This is a genomic window from Nocardia sp. NPDC004168 (genome assembly GCF_040610355.1).
GTDB lineage: Bacteria > Actinomycetota > Actinomycetes > Mycobacteriales > Mycobacteriaceae > Nocardia > Nocardia sichangensis.
Genome location: NZ_JBEXME010000030.1, coordinates 1 through 16,820 on the forward strand (window position 1 = coordinate 1; position 16,820 = coordinate 16,820).

Below are 16,820 nucleotides of genomic sequence, written 5' to 3' on the forward strand. Positions count from 1 at the left end.
ACAGGAACCGAACGCGGGCATACCGTCGCGCAGCCGCGCGCGCAGCGGCTCCAGCAGGTCGAAGGCCTGCAGCAGCTTGGCTCCGTTCGCGTGTCCGCGCCCGCGTGGCTCCCAGGAAATACCCAGCTTGCTCGCAGGTCGCTCCGTGCCTGCGGCGCAATCATGGGATCATGACCGGCACCGAACCCGAAGCCCGCGTCCTCATCGTGGACGACGAACCGATGATCATCGAACTGCTCGCCGTGAGCCTGCGGTTCCAGGGCTTCGAGGTGGCCACCGCGCTCAGCGGAATCGAGGCGCTGGACCGCGTGCGCACCTTCCGGCCGGACGCGCTCGTCGTCGACGTGATGATGCCGGGCATGGACGGTTTCGGGATGCTGCGGCGACTGCGCGCCGACGGGGTCGACGCCCCCGTGCTCTTCCTGACCGCGCGTGACGACGTCGACGACAAGCTCACCGGCCTCACCCTCGGCGCGGACGACTACGTGACCAAGCCGTTCAGCCTGGAGGAGGTCATCGCCCGGCTCCGAGTCATCTTGCGCCGCAGCGGAATACAGTCCGTCCAGGAGAACGCCAGCCGGATGTCGGTCGGCGACCTTGTGCTCGACGACGACAGCCACGAGGTGTGGAAAGCGGGCGCGCCGGTGTCGCTGTCGCCGACCGAGTTCACCCTGCTGCGGTACTTCATGGTCAACGCGGGCAAGGTGCTGAGCAAGCCGAAGATCCTCGACCACGTCTGGCGCTACGACTTCGGCGGCGACGCGGGCGTGGTCGAGTCGTATGTGTCGTACCTGCGGCGCAAGATCGACACCACCGAACCGAAGCTGCTGCGCACGCTGCGTGGCGTGGGATACGTGCTGCGCGAACCGCAGGTGAGCCGGACGTGAGCGTACGGGAGAAACTCGCGCGGCGAGTGTCGGCGGTCCCGCTGCGGATAGGGCTGGTGATCGTGCTGCTGCTGTTGACCGCGGCGGCGTTGTTCGCGTCGGGCGCGGCGGTGACCTCGGCGCTGAGCCGATCGCTCACCCAGCGCACCGACGAGCAGCTCTACGACGCGGCACGGCAGTGGGCGGAACCGCGTCCGATGCGCCAAGTGACGACCAGCGACGGTCGAGTGCAATGGCTTCCGGCCGATCTCCCGGCCCTGCCGGTACAGCCGAGATCGGCGGGCGAGCAGCCGCGCCGGTTCTTCGAACTGCGTACCGGCGCCGACGGGCAGGTGTATCAGGACCTACCGGGCGCCAACAGCGCCGCGGGCAACCCGGATCTCAGCGGCGCGAAAGCCCACACCCCGCAGACGGTGGGTTCCGCGGACGGTTCCTCGGTGCGCTGGCGCGTACTGACCACCACCAACCAGTACGGCTCGACCACCATCGGCCTGCCACTCACCGACAACCAGGAGACGGTATCGCGGCTGATCTTCTTCGAGATCGGCACGGGGGCGGCGGCACTGCTTGCCCTCGGCGCCGTCGGCTACCTGGTCATCCGGCGCAGCCTGCGGCCCTTGCGCGAGGTGGAGCAGACCGCGGCGGCGATCGCAGGCGGCGACCTGCACCGGCGGGTCCCGGTGCGCGGCGTCGACACCGAGGTCGACCATCTGGCGCGGTCGTTGAACGAGATGCTCGCGCAGATCCAGCACGGCGTGGCCGCCACCGAGGCCTCGGAGGAAGCGGCCCGCCGCTCGGAGACGCGGATGCGCCGCTTCGTCGCGGACGCCAGCCACGAACTGCGCACGCCGCTGACCACGATCCGCGGTTTCGCCGAGCTGTACCGTCAGGGCGCCAGCAGCGACGCGGGGATGGTGGTCGGCCGGATCGAGGCCGAGGCCGAGCGGATGGGTCTGCTGGTCGAAGATCTGCTGTTGCTGGCGCGACTGGATGAGAAACGCCCGCTGGAGCGCAAACCCGTCGACCTGCTCGCCCTCGCCGGCGACGCCGTGCACAACGCCAGGGCCATCGCCGCCCGCCAGAAACCCTCGCCCGACGCGCCGGATCGCCCGATCACACTGGCACTCGGCGACGGCGAGGGAACCATGGACGTCATCGGCGACGAGGCCCGCCTGCGCCAGGTACTGGGCAACCTGCTCGGCAACGCGCTGACCCACACCCCGCGGGAAACGCCGATCACGGTGCGGCTCACGGCCGCCCCCGACCGTGTCCGGGTCGACGTGATCGACGCGGGCCCCGGCCTGTCTCCCGAGGCCGCCGCCCGGGTGTTCGAACGCTTCTACCGCGCGGACGCCTCACGCACTCGCACCAGCGGCGGCGCCGGCCTCGGCCTGTCCATCGTCCAAGCCCTGGTGACGGCCCATGGCGGACGCGTGTCGGTCGACAGCGAACCGGGACGCGGTGCGACCTTCACCGTGGTGATGCCGCGGGAACCCGCCGATACGCGCTCCACAGGTGAGCGGATGCCACCGCAGTAGGCCGCCGCGAAAGAGGCTTCCGCGCCGAACCTCACCGCTCACCTGACGCAACCGTCGAATACCGGTCGGCTTCCCGTTGACGCGCGGGCAACCAGCGGCCGTGTTCTATCGGCATCGACGCCCCGGCTGGGAGCGCCCGGGTTCGGCGCGGTCCCGGCGACGCTCGTCCGGATCCAGTCGGACCAGCCCGCGCATCACGACCCGCGCCGGAATCGAATGCTGCTTGCTTCGAGAAATCTCGTCGGCGCAATCGCACAAGTAACGCGGTGGGTCGCGCACCGAGGGCACACCGTCAGCGGGACGCGGGCCGGAAGATGTCGTCGAGCGGAGTTCCCGAGGTGGAGGTAGCGCCTTCTTCGGCGAACCACTCCCAGCGCATCACCCTGGCGAACACCGGCGTCGGCATGCGAAGTAGCACCTTCGCGATGGCCGCGAAGCGGCTGGAGCCCTCGATGATCGACCGGTGGGCGGCCAGAGCCCTCTTGCGGCGGGCGGCTTGGGCGGAGACGTCGATCCGGTGGGTGATCGCCGAACGCGGACTGTAGAACGAGTCGAGCACCGATAAGTCGTAGTGGAAAGGAAGTCCCAGCCGCGTCAGCGCACGCACGAGCCGTGCGTAACCATCGCGGGGCAGGGTGGCGTCCAGAACGCGCGCCACTCCGGCGAATTCGGCCGCGCGTTTGCCCACTTCGTGCACGCGGATGTGGTCGCGGTGGCCGTACCCTCCGTTGCGGTCGTAGCTGAGCAGGATCTCCGCGTTCTCCTCGCGCAGGATCGCGGCCAGCCGACGCGCCGCGTCCCCGGGGTCCGCGCGGGCGAATCGCATCCGGTCCGGCGGGTCGGCGTACAGCACCGGGCCGTGCCCGCTGTCGGCGTAGCCGAGGTGCGCTACGCGGTGCACGCCGAGGGCGGCGGCGCTCGCCTCCAACTCACCGAGCCGCAGCGCCTTCCGGCCGTCGAGATCGGCCATATGGCCGTCGGTGGCCACCACGATGACGGTCCGGTGCCCGGCGGCGGACAGCCCGGCCAGCGTCCCGCCGGTCAGTAGCGTCTCGTCGTCGGGGTGCGCGTGGAATGCCACAACGGTCGCCATCACACCAGTGTGCCAAAGACATTCACAGCAGATCCCTGGCCAGCCTGGTCGCGCCGACGAGCATGTACCCGCCGGTCAGGGCGACCAGCGCGACCGCGGTCGGCCGGGGGATGTCGCCACGCAGGACGCGCACCCCGCCGTGTGTCGTGTCGAGGATGTCCACCAGCAACGCCAGGCGCTGCCAGCGCGGCAGCTCCTCGGCGGGCGCGGTGAGATACCCGAGGCCGAGCGCGATCGCCCGCGCGCCGAAGATCCGGGTCATGTAGTCGAGTTCGGGCGTGGGCCGCACGCCGAGCGCCGTGGTCAGCGTCCGCGGGGCCACGAGCGCGGCCGAGCCCAGCGCGACGCGTCCGAGCGCCAAGCCGCGCAGCGCACCGGCCAGTGCGGAGCGGTTTCGCCGGCTGCTGTTCGTCACCATGCTCCGAGCCTCGCCCACAATGCCGACCAGGTCGATTACCAGCGAGGTAATCGACCTGATCGGCGGCGTGTCGAAGGACTCAGGGCAGCGGGACCCACTGGTTGAAGAACCAGAATCCGTGCGGGCTCGGCTGCGGGTCCTGGTGGTGCTGCTCGGGAACCGGGCCGCGGCCGTGGTCACGATCGTCGTGGCCAGGATCCGCGCTCGCGACGCCCGCGCCGACGCCGACCGCCGCCAGAGCGATGCCTCCGACGGCCGCGGCCTTCGCCACCTTGGACTTCAACGCCTTCATACTCGTTCTCCCTTGGTATCGGCCCGTGGGGCCATCGGCCGGACTTCGACCGCGAGAACGATCCTCGGCCCGGGATCTCGAGGGAGCCCGATACTGCGATGGGAAATAGCTGGCAGCCGGATCGATATCTCCAGCGAATTCACAGCTTCGACAGCGTTCCCCGGCCGGGCTCGGACGCGATGATGGTTCGGAACCCGGACCCGGCCGTCGGCGCCCTCGTCACGGCCTACTCTGAGATCTTCCGCCAGCCACCCCCAGGAGAGGACATCCGTGAAGCTTCTCGTCACCGGCGGCGCCGGCTACATCGGCGGCGTCGTCGCGCATCAACTCGTCGACGCGGGCCATGAAGTGGTGATTCTCGACGACCTGTCCACCGGCTTCCCGGCGAACCTTCCGCCGCGCGTGACGTTCCACGAGCTGTCGGTCCACCGCGTCGCCGATGTGCTCACCCCGGCGGCGGGCTTCGACGGCGTGCTGCACTTCGCCGCCAAGATCGAGGTCGCCGAATCGGTCGCGAATCCGGAGAAGTACTGGTGGAACAACATCGAAGGCTCGCTCGCCCTGTTGCGCGCCGTTCGCGCCGCGGGCACCCCGCGCCTGATCTTCTCCAGCACCGGGTCGATGTACACCGGCGACGGCAGCACACCCTTCGACGAAAGCGCCGAGGTGCGTCCGGCCAACCCGTACGCGGCGACCAAGGCGACGGTGGACCTGATGATCGCGGGCGAGTGCGGCGCGAGCGAACTCGGCGCGGCGTCGCTGCGCTACTTCAACGCCTCCGGCGCCGTCGTCACCGGTGACACGCACCTGGGCGAGCGGCACGAGCCGGAGTCGCACCTGATCCCGATCCTGCTGCAAGCCGCTGCGGGACAACGCGATTCGTTCACCCTCTACGGCACCGACTACCCGACACCGGACGGCACCTGCATCCGCGACTATGTGCATATGGCCGATCTGGCCGCCGCGCACCTGCTGGCGCTGGAGGCCATCCGTCCCGGCGAATACGAGGTGTACAACCTCGGCAACGGCAGCGGGTACTCCAACCGGCAGGTGCTCGACACGGTGCGCGAAGTCACCGGACGCGACTTCCCGGTCCACTACGGCCCGCGCAGGCCGGGTGACCCGGCCGTCTGCGTGGCCGCGAGCGGCAAAGCGGGGACCCGGCTCGGCTGGAAGCCACAGCGCCCCGACCTCGCCGACATCGTCTCCGACGCATGGGAGTTCCACCGGTCGGTGCACGGCGACTGATCGACCGGAAGAACGATCCAGCGAATCTCCGTGATTCCCGGGCAACCTTCGTCGGCGGGCCCGGGAAACACGAGTCGCTCAGAGGATGAGCAGGATCAGCGCCTTCTGCAAGGTGTCCACGATGCGGCCGATGGTGATCGCGATTTCGACGGTGCCCATGACAGGCCCCTTTCCTCGGACATGGCAAATCCTCGACACATCAATTCAAACGCGCGCGAACGGGATTCGCCAAGCTCGCGCGGGAACCCAGGTGGTCGAGGCGGCTTGATCCGCGTGTCCTCGCTCTTCGAATCATCTGTGTCGCGGCACCGGTCGCGACCGCGGGGCGGAACGTCGCCGCGCGCCAAACCTTTCGATCGACCGTCAGGAGCACCTGTGACATCGTCGCAACCGTTGGCCCGGAGACACTCGCACGACTGTTCTCGCCGGGCGGCGGATACGGTCGGGCGGGCCGCGGCGATGCTCGACATGCTCCCCGTCGTTCCCGACGCGGTACACGCTCGGCTCTCGGCACTCGCCGAGGACATCGCGTGCGAGCCGAACTGCGATCTCACCCGCGCTTTGCGCGATGTCGTGGTCCACCTCGCGGCGACAGCCGAGCTCGCCCACCGGCACCGCGTGACGGCGCTCGCGGACGAACTCGCCGAGATCATCGGCATCGTCGAGGAATGCGGCCGGAACACGGCCCGATCGTTCGCGGCACCGTGGGATCCGGTCGGGGCGGCGCGCTATCGCGCCGAGATCCTGCGGCTCGCGGGCGACGCCGACGACGCGTTCCGCCGCTTGTTCGCACGGTGGTACTTCGACATCGACGATCTGGCGGCGATCGCCGGGATGCGGGATGTCGGCGACGAACTGGAGAACGTGATAAGAGCCTTCGAGTCGGTCGCCGACGCCGTGCTCGTCGCGCAGCCGCCGAACGAGCTGTCCGGGTGACTCGGCCCCACTACATCCCGACGACGTCGATGATCGGCGCCGGGTAGTCCGCCGTATCGACGTTTTCCCGCCACGGTCGGTGAATGCGCGCACCGGGTAGATGCGCCAGCTCCGGAATCCAGCGCCGGACGTACGCGCCGTCCGGGTCGTAGCGCTGCGCCTGGCGCAGCGGATTGAGCACCCGGTTGGGCCTGGTGTCGGTCCCCGTACCCGCGACCCATTGCCAATTGAGCTGGTTGCTCGCCAGATCGCCGTCCACCAGCCAGCGCAGGAAGTGCTCCGCTCCGACCCGCCAGTCGACCAGCAGCGACTTGGTCAGGAAGCTGGCAGTGATCAGGCGTGCCCGGTTGTGCATCCAGCCTTCCGCACGCAGCTGCCGCATGCCCGCGTCCACGACCGGGTGCCCCGTGCGCCCGTCCCGCCAGGCGTCGATCGCCTGCTGGTCGTCGCGCCAGCGGATCGAGCGGGGACGGTAGTCCGACCAGGCCGCGGACGGGCGGGCGGCCAGCAACTGGTGGTAGAAGTCGCGCCAAGCCAGCTGCCTGGCGAACGCGTGGCCGCCCTCGGTCGACATGTCGACCCGGTGCGCCAGTTCCACCGGCGACAAGCAGCCGAAATGGAGGTAGGGCGACAGCCGTGAGGTGGCGTCGGCGGCGAGGTCGTCGTTGTCGCGCGCGTAGTGTTCCACCGGCCCGGACAACCAGTCGCGCAGGATCTTCCGGCCCGTCGTCTCACCGCCCACCGTGAGCTGCGGCGACGTCGGGCCCGCGCACAGCTCGGCCGCGTCCGGCAGCGGCAGGCCGGACACCCGCGGCACCGTGAGGTTGCGCGGCTTGTTCAGCGGCTTGCGCTGTGGCGCGTCGGACCAGCGCCGGAAATACGGGCTGAAGACCGCGAAGTGGTCGCGCCCGGTGGCGGGCAACAGCGTCTCCGGATCGGCGGCGGTGACGGTGGCGGGATGTGTGTGCAGCAGGCAGTCGCGGCGGGAGAGAAGCTCGCGCAGCGCGCGTTCCCGCCGGCGGCTGTAGCCGCTGACGTCGGCGGCGACGTGCACGCTCGCGGCGCGCACCTGCGCCGCCACGCGATCGACCTCCGCGGCCACGTCACCGCGGCGCACGACCAGGCCGCCGCCGATGGCGCGCAGTTCGTCGTCCAACTCGGCGAGGGCGGCGGCGAGGAACCTGGCTCGGTTGGGCGCGGCGAAGCGGCCGGAGAGGATGGCGTCGTCGAGCACGAACAGCGGCACCACCTCGGCGCCCTCCCGGTGCGCGGCGGTCAGCACCGGATTGTCTCGCACCCGCAGGTCGCGGGTGAACAAAGCGATCGTGACGGTCACCGCGCACGCTCCCGGCATGCGGCGCGAATGGTCATTCTCGAGCCTCCTTCGGACGGTGCGGTTCGTGCTCGGCGCCCATGAGGGCCGCGCCGGGACGGCATCGGGCGGCTCAGCCATACCGCGCGACGCGACCCTCGCGAGCGCCGAACACGCCGGATCACCCCGCGCAGAGCGGGACGATGCGCGACTCACCGCCTGTCGTCGGTGAGGTCAGATACAGGCAGGTGTTCTGGCCCGCGGCGGTGATCGCCGCGCGGACCTGCTGCCACGCATCGGCCTCCAGCGACACCGCGCGAGCCAGGACGAATCCGGACGCCCGGCTCGGGTCGGTGACCACCGCCCACGAATAATCCGGGCCGAGCGCGGTGACGATGTAGTTGGTCGGCCCGTCCAAGGCGTCTTGGGTCGGCACGCTGGGGAAGCTGACGTGCAGTTGCGCCCCGGTCTCCCGATCGTTCACCACCGCGGTGCCGTTGATCTCGTTCTGCGTGTTCGCCCACGTGGTGCAGGTGTTGCGCACCGCGATATTGCCCTGCGGATCGAGCGCGTAGTTCGCTTGCGTGTCCCGCGCGCAGGCGAGGTTGAAGTACTGCGGGATGGCGGCGAGTTGACGCCACGTGCCCAGATATCGCTCCAGTTCGAGGCGCGGCACCGGCGCGGGCCCGGCGACCTGGCCGGGCTCCCCCGAGGCGCCGCCCGCCGCCAGCGCCGTGACGGACAGGGCCGACACCGCCGCGACGAGCAGGCGGGTGGACGTACGCAGCAGATTGCGACGGTGCACGCTAACTCCTCGGAAATCGGCGACGCGGTCCACACTAGCATAGAACGATGCATAATTGATGCAAACAGCTCTTCCCGGAGGACCGATGACACCGTGGACAGCGCCCCGGCTCACGGCGACAGCCCGTCGGCTCACGCGCGACCGCCCGGCCCGGGATCGAGGATGACGTGGCGCCGCCGCGCGGACCCGTCGACCGGCCGGGTGGAACGAATCCCGTCGGCGGCGGGCAGAATAGTGCGATGCCCGCCGGTCCCGTCCCCGTGTCCGACGCGGCCGGATACACGGTGCGCGCGGTCGCCGAACGCCTCGGTATCCCGACCGCGACGCTGCGCAGCTGGAACCGCCGCTACGACATCGGCCCGCCGCAGCACCGCCCTGGCAAGCACCGCCTGTACACCGAAGCCGACATCGCCATGCTCGAGCGGATGCTGACCCTGATCCGCGGGGGCGCGAGCCCGGCGGGCGCGGCCGCCGCGGTGCGCGGGCCAGCGCCCACCCTCGGGCGCCGCGAATCGTTGCTGGAGGCGGCCTTCGCGTTGGACACCACCGCGGTCTCCGATCGAATCGAAGCGCATGTCCGCGCGTTCGGCGTGGTGGACACCTGGGATCTGCTGTGCCGACCGGCTTTCGCCGACATCGTCGACCGTCAGCTCAGCGGTGAGGGCTGCATCGATGTGGAGCACTTGCTGTCCTGGTGCGTGATCTCGGTGCTGCACCGGACGAACCCGCCGTCCGCGCCCGTCGGCACGACGCCGGTGGTACTCGCCTGCACCAGCGGGGAAACGCATTCGCTTCCGCTGGAGGTGCTGCGCGCGGCCCTCGCCGAACGCGGCGTGGGGGCGCGGATGCTCGGCGCCGACGTGCCCGCCGCCGCGCTCGCCGACACCTTGGCCCGGTTCGAAAACCCCGCCGCCGTGCTGCTGTGGTCGCAGCAGGAGTCCACCGCGCTGACCTCCGCGGTACGCGCGTGCCTCGGCGCGGGGGCCCGAGTCCTGGTCGGCGGCCCCGGCTGGGAGGCGGTCTTCCTCCCCGACGGCGTGGAACGTGTCGACAGCCTGCTCGACGCCGCCGACCTGCTCGCCTGAGGCGTCGAGATACGCCGGAACGGAACACTCGCCGCGGATCGTTCTCCGGCGCAGATCATGTGGGATCCGATCGACGACTGACGGCACCGATCCTTCTCCCCACTATTCGATGCAAAATTGATGCATTACCGAGAGGCGAATCGCTGTCGCAGCGCCACAGTAGGAAGACGGGCGATGATCGAGCACACGCCACCGCCATCCCAGCTCTCGCCACCCGTCGGCAGCAATGCGCCGTAACACGATTCGGCCCTCGCCTACGCAACGTCTCGCGTCGACTGCGGCCACCGACCGGACGCGACTCGCCCATGAACGACATCCCGCCGGACCCAGAACCGCCTCAGGCGTCCCCTCGGTGTCGCCGAGGTCAGTCCGCGGACCTGCCGAGCAAGTGCCGCAGCGCCGGTTCCAGGGCCGGGGTACGGAACGGGTGACCGGCTTCGGTCAGTCGCGCGGGCACGACACGCTGGCTGGCCGAAGCCACTTCCCGGTTGCCTTCGCGCCCCAGTAGCAGAGCCGGACCGAACCCGGGTACCGGAAACAGTGCGGGCCGATGCAACACGCCCGCGAGGACCTTGGTGTACTCCGCGTTCCGAACAGGCTGCGGGGCAACCGCATTGACCGCGCCAGACAAGCCGGTGTCCCAGAGCGCCCGATGGTAGACGTCGATCAGGTCATCGATCCCGATCCACGACAGCCACTGTCGACCGTCACCGATGCGCCCGCCGAGCCCGGCCGTGAACAACGGGCGCAACAGCCGCAGCGTGCCGCCGCGCGGGGACTGCACGATTCCGGTGCGCACGCGCACCACCCGCACCCCCGCCTCCGCGGCGGGCGCCGTCGCGGCCTCCCATCCTTCGACCACGTCGGCGAGAAAGCCCGCACCGCGCGCCGACTGCTCGGTCAGCGCCTCGTCGCCCCGGTCGGCGCCGTAGTAGCCGATCGCGGAAGCGCTCACGAACACCGGCACCGCCGCCCGGGCCGCCACTTCGGCGAGTGCGCGGGTCGGTCCGATCCGGCTGTCGGCGATGGCTCGCTTGTGTCCCTCGGTGAACCGGCCCGCGATGGAAGCACCGGCCAGATGCACCACCGCGTCCACGCCGTCGAGCAGATCCGACGCGGGATCGGCGGTGACCCACTGTCTTTCGTCCGCGGCGCGGGGTGGATGCCGGACCAGCCGCACCACGCGATGACCGCCGGCGGACAGGAACGCGGCCAGCGCCGAACCGACCGTGCCGGATGCTCCGGTCACCGCGACGGTCTTCGACACGAACCCCGCCCCCGCCGCCCGCGCGTGGGCCGCGAGATCGTCGGCGAGCTGCCGGTGACGGTAGGCGAACATGGGGCGCAGCACCGCGGCGGGCACCGGCGCGTCCACCCGGTCCACCACCCGGGTGCGCGTCTCGTCGACGACCTCGAAATCGTGGGTGTGCCGCCACGGCAGCAGCCCGGCGGGCAGCGACCCGATTCCGTCGACGGTCACCGCGTCGACGAATCGGCGCGGCGGGTCGTACTCACGAGGATCGTGCCGGGCCACCCAGCGCAGGCCGCCGGGCAGTCCGAGCACCGCCCGCCCGTCGCAGAGCGAGTCCGATTCGGCGCGGGGCGACACCGGCTGCCAGGGCGGCGCCAGGCGGGTCATGGCGCCGGGGCGCGCGTGCCAGGCGAAAACCTCGGACCGGGGTAGATCGATGACGCTCGCGTACTCGATACCCATGACCCGACTGTAACCCGAAATCGCCCAGACGCAGCGTTTCCGCATCGTTTCAGCCAAACTTCCCGAAAAACCGCAGGAAACTACCCGCGACAAATTGGTCCGATGCAATCCATCTGGCTCGATAGATTCGCGAGCGGCACAGGCCCCCGGTGGATCAGTCCATCGAGTTCCCTTGTCGTGCGGAGGCGACCGGCGCGGACACACCGGAACGCGACGCCAAAACTAGAACTTGTTCTACCATGTGTCGAGTCCGGCTCACGTCGACGGAGGTTCTGCCATGCCGCTGGATCACTCGAGGGCAGCGCTGCTGACGGCCGTCGAGGCGTCGCCGCTCGCGGTCGCCGCGCACGACAAGTCCGCGTGGGTCGGCCTGTTCGCCCCGGACGCGGAGGTCAACGACCCGGTGGGCTCGCGCCCGCACGTCGGCCGCGCCGCCATCGAACGCTTCTACGACACCTTCATCGGGCCGAACACCATCGCGTTCCGGGTCGACCGCGACCTGGTCCATCCGCCGACGGTGCTGCGCGACCTGACCATCGTCACCACGATGTCGACCGGCGCCACCGTCTCGGTCCCGATGCATCTGCGCTACCGGCTGGTGGAACAGGACGGCGTCTGGAAGATCGCCTACCTGGCCGCGCACTGGGAGTTGGCGGGCATGATCTGGCAGCTGTTGCGCACCGGGCTGCCCGGGCTCGCCGCCGCGTTGAAGCTCGGACCGCAGTTGATCGTCAACCAGGGCGTCGGTGGGGCGTTGGGCATGCTGCGGGCGCTCGGCGGCGTGGGCCGTCGCGGAAAGCGGTCTACCACAAGGCTTTTCGCCGCCGCGGCGAGCACCGACCTCAGCGCCGTGCGCGAGCTGCTCGGGCAGCGGGTCGACATCGAACTGCCCGCGGGCACACCGGTGTCGGTGGAGGAGTTCACGAATCGAGCGCGCAACATGCGCTGGAGCAAGGTGATCGCCGCCGGACGCACCGTCACGGCGAGTGTGCGGCTCGGCGCGATACCGGGAGTCGCGGTCGTGGAGTTCGCGACCGATGGCGACGGCATCACGAGTCTGCGGTTCTATCTCGATTCCGTCTGATCCGAATTCACGTCTCCGCCGGTCTCGAGCGGCACGAATGCGCCGATAGCCGGACGGCTCGTGCCGCCCGGCTACCCGTCACCAGTCGATCAGGACGCGAGCCGCACGGCTGGGACGTGCTCCTCGGCGCGGACCGGCGGCTCGATCGAGGCAGGTGGTGCGGGGTGCTCGGTCCAGCCGGGCGGGCCGAAGACGTACCCGAGCCGCCCGCGCCAGGTGCTCGCGCCGCGCACGTCGCGGATCAGCGCCGCCAGTTCGTGGTAGTTGACCTTCAGCGGATTGTCGGTGCCGATGTTCTTGGTGAGGCCGTAGCGGACCGGTTCGGACTCGGCGGCGAAGCTGCCGAACATGCGATCCCAGATGATCAGGATGCCGCCGTAATTCTTGTCGATGTACGGCTTGTTCGACCCGTGATGCACGCGGTGGTGCGACGGGGTGTTGAACAGGAATTCGATCGGGCGCGGCAGCGTCTGGACCCGCTGGGTGTGGATCGGGAACTGGTAGAGCAGCCCGATGCCCTGCAACAGGAAGATCATCCAGGCCGGGAAGCCCAGCAGCGCCGCGGGCACCCACGCCAGTCCACGCAGGATGTTGGGGATCGGATGCAGCCAGGAGAGGCGCAGCGCGGTGGAGAGGTTGAAGTGCTCGCTGGAGTGGTGCACGTTGTGCGCGGTCCACATCAGCCGGACCCGGTGATCGGCGCGGTGCGCCCAGTAGTAGCAGAGATCCGTCACGATCAAGCCGAGCACCCAGACCCACCACGATCGCGGCGACAGGTGCAGCGGCGTGATCGCCGCGGCGACGACGACCGCCGAGAACGGCACCAGATGCTGCATCAGCGGCTTGACCAGCCTGCCCAGCGTGAACGTCGTCACGTTGGATGCGGTGTCGCTGGCCGATCCGCCGTTGCCGGATCGGTCGGGATCACGGCGGTAGGCGATCCACTCGACCAGCATGAGCGCCGCGAATGCTGGGATGGCGTAGGTCAGCAACTCGAACTCCACACGGCCCATGGGTACTCCTTCTTCGTCTGCCGTCGATCCCCGACGCTACGGGCTCGGGCCTGGGAAGACATCGCGCCGATGAGGGACTTCGCGTCCCCCGCGCGGGGGACGCGGGCGCGTCCGCACCCGGGCAGAGTTGTCGTCCGTGCGGCGTCTTCGGACGGGGCCCGATCATTAGGATCACCCTCAGGGCTCGGCACCGGAACCGAATGGAGGCGGTGACGAACTGGTGGACGTGAGCAGGTCGCTGGCTCGCCAGTCGGTGGTGGTCGCCGTGGTGGCCGCCGCCATCGACGCGGTGGTGCTCGGTCTGTGCGGCGTGTTCGCGGTGGCGCCGTGGCAGACGGTCGCCGCCGTGACGGCGATCGTCGCCGCCGATCTCGCCCTGGCCGCGCCGCCCCGGACGGCGGGCGTGGTCGCGGCGGTGCAGGTGCTCGTCCGGCTCCTGGCCGCGCTGCTGCTGTACCGGCACGGATTCCCGGTGCGATTCGCCGACGTCGGGTTCCTGGTGGCGGGATATCGCGCGGGGGCATGGCTCGCCGGGCCGACCTCCGTGCTCACCATGCTGCTGCTGTGCGCGGGAGTCGCGGGAGCGCACCTGTTCACCGACAGCGCCGCGGCGCACGACTGGCGGCTGTTGCTCGCCGCGACCGTCTCCGCGGGCTGCGTACCGTGGCTGGTCGGCCGCTACACGGCGGCGCGCGGCGCCTACATCGCCGATCTGGAGCAGCGCGCCCGATTGCGGCAGCAGGAGCACCGGACGGCCGTGGAGCGCGCGGTCACCGATGAGCGGGCCGCCATCGCCCGCGACCTGCACGACGTGATCTCGCATCACGTCAGCGCGATCGGCATCCACGCGGGCGCGGCGCGGCTGGCCCTCGGCGGCACGGCGAGCGAGGCCGCCGCCCGGTCGCTGTCCGCGGTGGAGTCCAGCAGCCGGGCCGCGATGGTCGATCTGCGCCGCCAGCTCGACCTGCTGCACGGCCACGAGGACGAGGGGCAGCGCCAGCCGGGACTGGCCGACATCGACGGGCTGATCGAGCACGTCCGCGCGGCCGGGCTGGACGTCGAGACAAGCGTGCGCGGCGAGGCGGTGGAACTGCCGGACTCGCTGAACATCACGCTGTACCGCATCGTGCAGGAGATGCTGACCAACGCGCTGCGGCACGGAGACGGTACGCACGCGCGACTGGAGGTGGAGTACCTGCCCAAGCGGGTGATGCTGCGCGCGACCAATCCCCTCGCCCCCGAACCGGTCACCGCGGACACCTCGGTACCGCGTGGCCTCAACGGAATCCGCCGCCGCGCCGAGCTGTTCGACGGCGACCTGGACTACGGCCGCGACGCCACGCACTGGCACACCACGGTGTCGGTGCCGATCGGAGGATCGTGAACCTGCCCATCCGCGTCCTGATCGCCGACGACCACAGCGTGTTCCGTTCCGGCCTGCGCGCCGTCGTCGACAGTCAGCCGGATCTGGATTGCGTCGCCGAGGTGAGCGACGGCCGCGCCGCGATCAGCGAGACCGCCCGGGTACGACCGGATGTCGCGATCCTCGACGTCCGGATGCCGAAACTGGACGGGCTCGCCGCCACCGCCGCGATCGTGGCCGCGGGCGGCACGCACGTCCTGGTGCTCACCACCTACGACAGCGAAGCCAACCTGTATCGCGCACTGCAGGCGGGCGCCAGCGGGTTCCTGCTGAAGAGCCTGCCGCCGGAAGAACTGGTCACGGCCATCCGGATCGCGGCGCGCGGAGACGCGCTGATCGATCCGTCGATGACCCGCCGTTTGGTCTCCCGCTTCGCGACCACGCTCGCACCGCCGCGCACCCCACCGGAGGTCGATCAGCTCACCGCCCGCGAACTGGAGGTGCTGCTGTTGCTCGCCGACGCGCGCAGCAATGCCGAGATAGCCGCTCAGCTCGGCGTCGGCGAGGAGACGGTGAAGACCCACGTCTCCCGCATCCTGGCCAAACTCGGTGTCCGCGATCGCATCCACGCCGTGGTCTACGCCCATCAGCACGGTCTGGTGTCGCCGGAATCGGCGCGCTCCGACTGACCCGGTATACCGACCGTGGCCTGGACCTCGACGAATCGTCGCACCCTTCGGCACGAGCGTCGTTCATGAACCGTGTCGACCGGGCCCTACGCTCCCGCGCCGCGAGCCGCGGAGTCCGTCGACACCCCCGCCGAAACCACGATTGCTCCGGCGGCGACAAGCGAGCGCAACGGCTCGGTTGTCGCCGCCGGACGACTCACGCGCCGGTCGGCGGCTCCCCGACTGTCGTCGTCGGGTCGATGAGGCCGAAGACCTCACCCTGCGGCCCCTGGACGAGGCCCATGCGGCCGAAGGGACTGTCGTCGGGTCCGGACATGACGGTGGCGCCGAGATCGCGCGCCTTGGCGAGCGCGTCATCGGTGTTGCCGACCTGGAACCAGGCCAGCCAATACGACGGGTTGTCGCCCGGCATCTTCGTCGAGTCGTTGATGCCGCCGACGGCGTCCCCGCCCTGCGGCAAGCTGAAGGTGGAGTAGACGAAATTCTCGCCGTCGCCGATTTCGGAGTACTGCCAGCCGAACACATCGGCGTAGAACTCCTGGGCCTTCTTGTAGTCGCTGGTGTGCAGCTCGTTCCAGCAGTAGGCGCCGTGCTCGTTGTATACCCCCGCGCCGCTGTGGGCCTTGGCCTCCCAGATCCCGAAGACCGCGCCGGTGGGGTCGGCGCCGACGACCATGCGGCCGACATCGAGTACGTCGAACGGTTGCATCATCAGCGAACCGCCCGCGGCGTTCACCTTCTCCGCGATGGCGTCGGCGCTGTCGGCGGCGAGGTAGGTGGTCCACACCGACGGCATCGGCATGCCTTCCGGCTTGGGTCCGATGCCTGCGGCCGCGCGGCCGTTGCGCATCGCCATCAGGTATCCCCCCGCCTCGGGCGGGCTGTCCTGGATCTCCCAGCCGAAGAGTGCGCCGTAGAATTCGCGGGCGCGCGCCGGGTCGTCGACCTGGCAGTCGACCCAGCACGGTGTTCCCTGCGGCCAGCTTCCGTCATGAGTGGGCATTGCGGGTGCCTCCTGATACGGGTTGCCGAATGTGCGGCCGAGACAGCCGGCACACGGCTAGTCAACCATCAGCATTCCGTTGGAGTGGGCCGATTCAGCCGACACTCCGGTCCTGTTCGCGAGCCTGAGACCAGGCGAAAGACCCCCTACACAGATCAGTCCCCGGTAGTCTCGTCGTTTCCGTGATCCTCAGTCGTCGCTGAGTCTCCGGTTTTGCGACTGGCTTGCCGGGGGCCTAGCCGGATCCTGGGTCGGTGTCTTCACTGCCTACCGACGTCTCAGCTGACAGTGCGCTCACCTACCGGTGCTCCGGTGTAATGACTAGTTTCCTCCACATTTT

General features: G+C 69.9%; 16 protein-coding genes and 1 pseudogene. 8 read left to right on the top strand and 9 right to left on the bottom strand.

The window, feature by feature from the left end; all coding sequences use genetic code 11:
- Positions 1–81, bottom strand: a pseudogene (locus ABZW96_RS32090) (pyridoxal 5'-phosphate synthase glutaminase subunit PdxT); the annotation flags it as partial.
- Positions 82–170: 89 nt separating this feature from the next.
- Here ABZW96_RS32090 and ABZW96_RS32095 point away from each other — a divergent pair.
- Positions 171–887, top strand: coding sequence for a response regulator transcription factor (locus ABZW96_RS32095; protein WP_355079853.1), 717 nt, complete (start codon positions 171–173; stop codon positions 885–887).
- A complete protein-coding gene (locus tag ABZW96_RS32100) occupies positions 884–2,425 on the top strand; it encodes a HAMP domain-containing sensor histidine kinase (RefSeq protein WP_355079855.1) in 1,542 nt (513 codons plus the stop codon). Before ABZW96_RS32095 ends, ABZW96_RS32100 begins: the two co-directional genes overlap by 4 nt.
- Positions 2,426–2,717: 292 nt before the next feature.
- Here ABZW96_RS32100 and ABZW96_RS32105 read toward each other — a convergent pair whose 3' ends face one another.
- The 3 genes from ABZW96_RS32105 to ABZW96_RS32115 all read right to left on the bottom strand — a co-directional run bounded on the left by ABZW96_RS32105 (position 2,718) and on the right by ABZW96_RS32115 (position 4,228).
- On the bottom strand, positions 2,718–3,518 hold the full coding sequence (locus tag ABZW96_RS32105) for a PIG-L family deacetylase (RefSeq protein WP_355079856.1): 801 nt from the start codon (positions 3,516–3,518) through the stop codon (positions 2,718–2,720).
- A gap of 22 nt (positions 3,519–3,540) precedes the next feature.
- Entirely contained in the window at positions 3,541–3,936 is a 396-nt protein-coding gene (locus ABZW96_RS32110; RefSeq protein WP_355079858.1) for a hypothetical protein, read from the bottom strand.
- Between the two features lie 79 nt (positions 3,937–4,015).
- Positions 4,016–4,228, bottom strand: coding sequence for a hypothetical protein (locus tag ABZW96_RS32115; RefSeq protein ID WP_355079860.1), 213 nt, complete (start codon positions 4,226–4,228; stop codon positions 4,016–4,018).
- Positions 4,229–4,498: 270 nt separating this feature from the next.
- Between ABZW96_RS32115 and galE the strand changes: the two genes are divergently transcribed.
- Both galE and ABZW96_RS32125 read left to right on the top strand, forming a co-directional pair.
- Positions 4,499–5,476, top strand: a complete 978-nt coding sequence (galE, locus tag ABZW96_RS32120; protein ID WP_355079861.1) for a UDP-glucose 4-epimerase GalE — start codon at positions 4,499–4,501, stop codon at positions 5,474–5,476.
- Positions 5,477–5,851: 375 nt separating this feature from the next.
- Positions 5,852–6,412: a hypothetical protein gene (locus ABZW96_RS32125; protein ID WP_355079863.1), complete on the top strand. Its 561-nt coding sequence runs from the start codon at positions 5,852–5,854 to the stop codon at positions 6,410–6,412.
- A gap of 10 nt (positions 6,413–6,422) precedes the next feature.
- Here ABZW96_RS32125 and ABZW96_RS32130 read toward each other — a convergent pair whose 3' ends face one another.
- Positions 6,423–7,748, bottom strand: coding sequence for a deoxyribodipyrimidine photo-lyase (locus ABZW96_RS32130; RefSeq protein WP_355079865.1), 1,326 nt, complete (start codon positions 7,746–7,748; stop codon positions 6,423–6,425).
- Positions 7,749–7,905: 157 nt separating this feature from the next.
- Positions 7,906–8,529 carry a lipocalin family protein gene (locus ABZW96_RS32135; protein ID WP_355079867.1) on the bottom strand — a complete coding sequence of 208 codons (624 nt, stop codon included), beginning with the start codon at positions 8,527–8,529 and terminating at the stop codon, positions 7,906–7,908.
- 239 nt (positions 8,530–8,768) lie between these two features.
- On the opposite strand from ABZW96_RS32135, the gene ABZW96_RS32140 reads away from it, so the two are divergent.
- The gene (locus ABZW96_RS32140) at positions 8,769–9,614 is read left to right on the top strand and encodes a MerR family transcriptional regulator (RefSeq protein WP_355079869.1); all 846 of its coding nucleotides are present in this window, start codon (positions 8,769–8,771) and stop codon (positions 9,612–9,614) included.
- A 364-nt stretch (positions 9,615–9,978) separates the two neighbouring features.
- On the opposite strand, the gene ABZW96_RS32145 is transcribed toward ABZW96_RS32140, so the two are convergent.
- Complete coding sequence (locus ABZW96_RS32145) at positions 9,979–11,328, bottom strand: TIGR01777 family oxidoreductase (protein ID WP_355079870.1); 1,350 nt, start codon at positions 11,326–11,328, stop codon at positions 9,979–9,981.
- A gap of 277 nt (positions 11,329–11,605) precedes the next feature.
- Here ABZW96_RS32145 and ABZW96_RS32150 point away from each other — a divergent pair, with 277 nt between their 5' ends.
- On the top strand, positions 11,606–12,412 hold the full coding sequence (locus ABZW96_RS32150; RefSeq protein ID WP_355079872.1) for a nuclear transport factor 2 family protein: 807 nt from the start codon (positions 11,606–11,608) through the stop codon (positions 12,410–12,412).
- A gap of 89 nt (positions 12,413–12,501) precedes the next feature.
- On the opposite strand, the gene ABZW96_RS32155 is transcribed toward ABZW96_RS32150, so the two are convergent.
- A complete protein-coding gene (locus ABZW96_RS32155; protein WP_355079874.1) occupies positions 12,502–13,425 on the bottom strand; it encodes a sterol desaturase family protein in 924 nt (307 codons plus the stop codon).
- A gap of 220 nt (positions 13,426–13,645) precedes the next feature.
- Here ABZW96_RS32155 and ABZW96_RS32160 point away from each other — a divergent pair, with 220 nt between their 5' ends.
- Both ABZW96_RS32160 and ABZW96_RS32165 read left to right on the top strand, forming a co-directional pair.
- Positions 13,646–14,809 carry a histidine kinase gene (locus tag ABZW96_RS32160; protein WP_355079876.1) on the top strand — a complete coding sequence of 388 codons (1,164 nt, stop codon included), beginning with the start codon at positions 13,646–13,648 and terminating at the stop codon, positions 14,807–14,809.
- Complete coding sequence (locus ABZW96_RS32165; protein WP_355079878.1) at positions 14,806–15,477, top strand: response regulator transcription factor; 672 nt, start codon at positions 14,806–14,808, stop codon at positions 15,475–15,477. Before ABZW96_RS32160 ends, ABZW96_RS32165 begins: the two co-directional genes overlap by 4 nt.
- Positions 15,478–15,673: 196 nt before the next feature.
- Here ABZW96_RS32165 and ABZW96_RS32170 read toward each other — a convergent pair whose 3' ends face one another.
- A complete protein-coding gene (locus ABZW96_RS32170; RefSeq protein ID WP_355079880.1) occupies positions 15,674–16,480 on the bottom strand; it encodes a VOC family protein in 807 nt (268 codons plus the stop codon).
- Between the last annotated feature and the right edge of the window lie 340 nt (positions 16,481–16,820).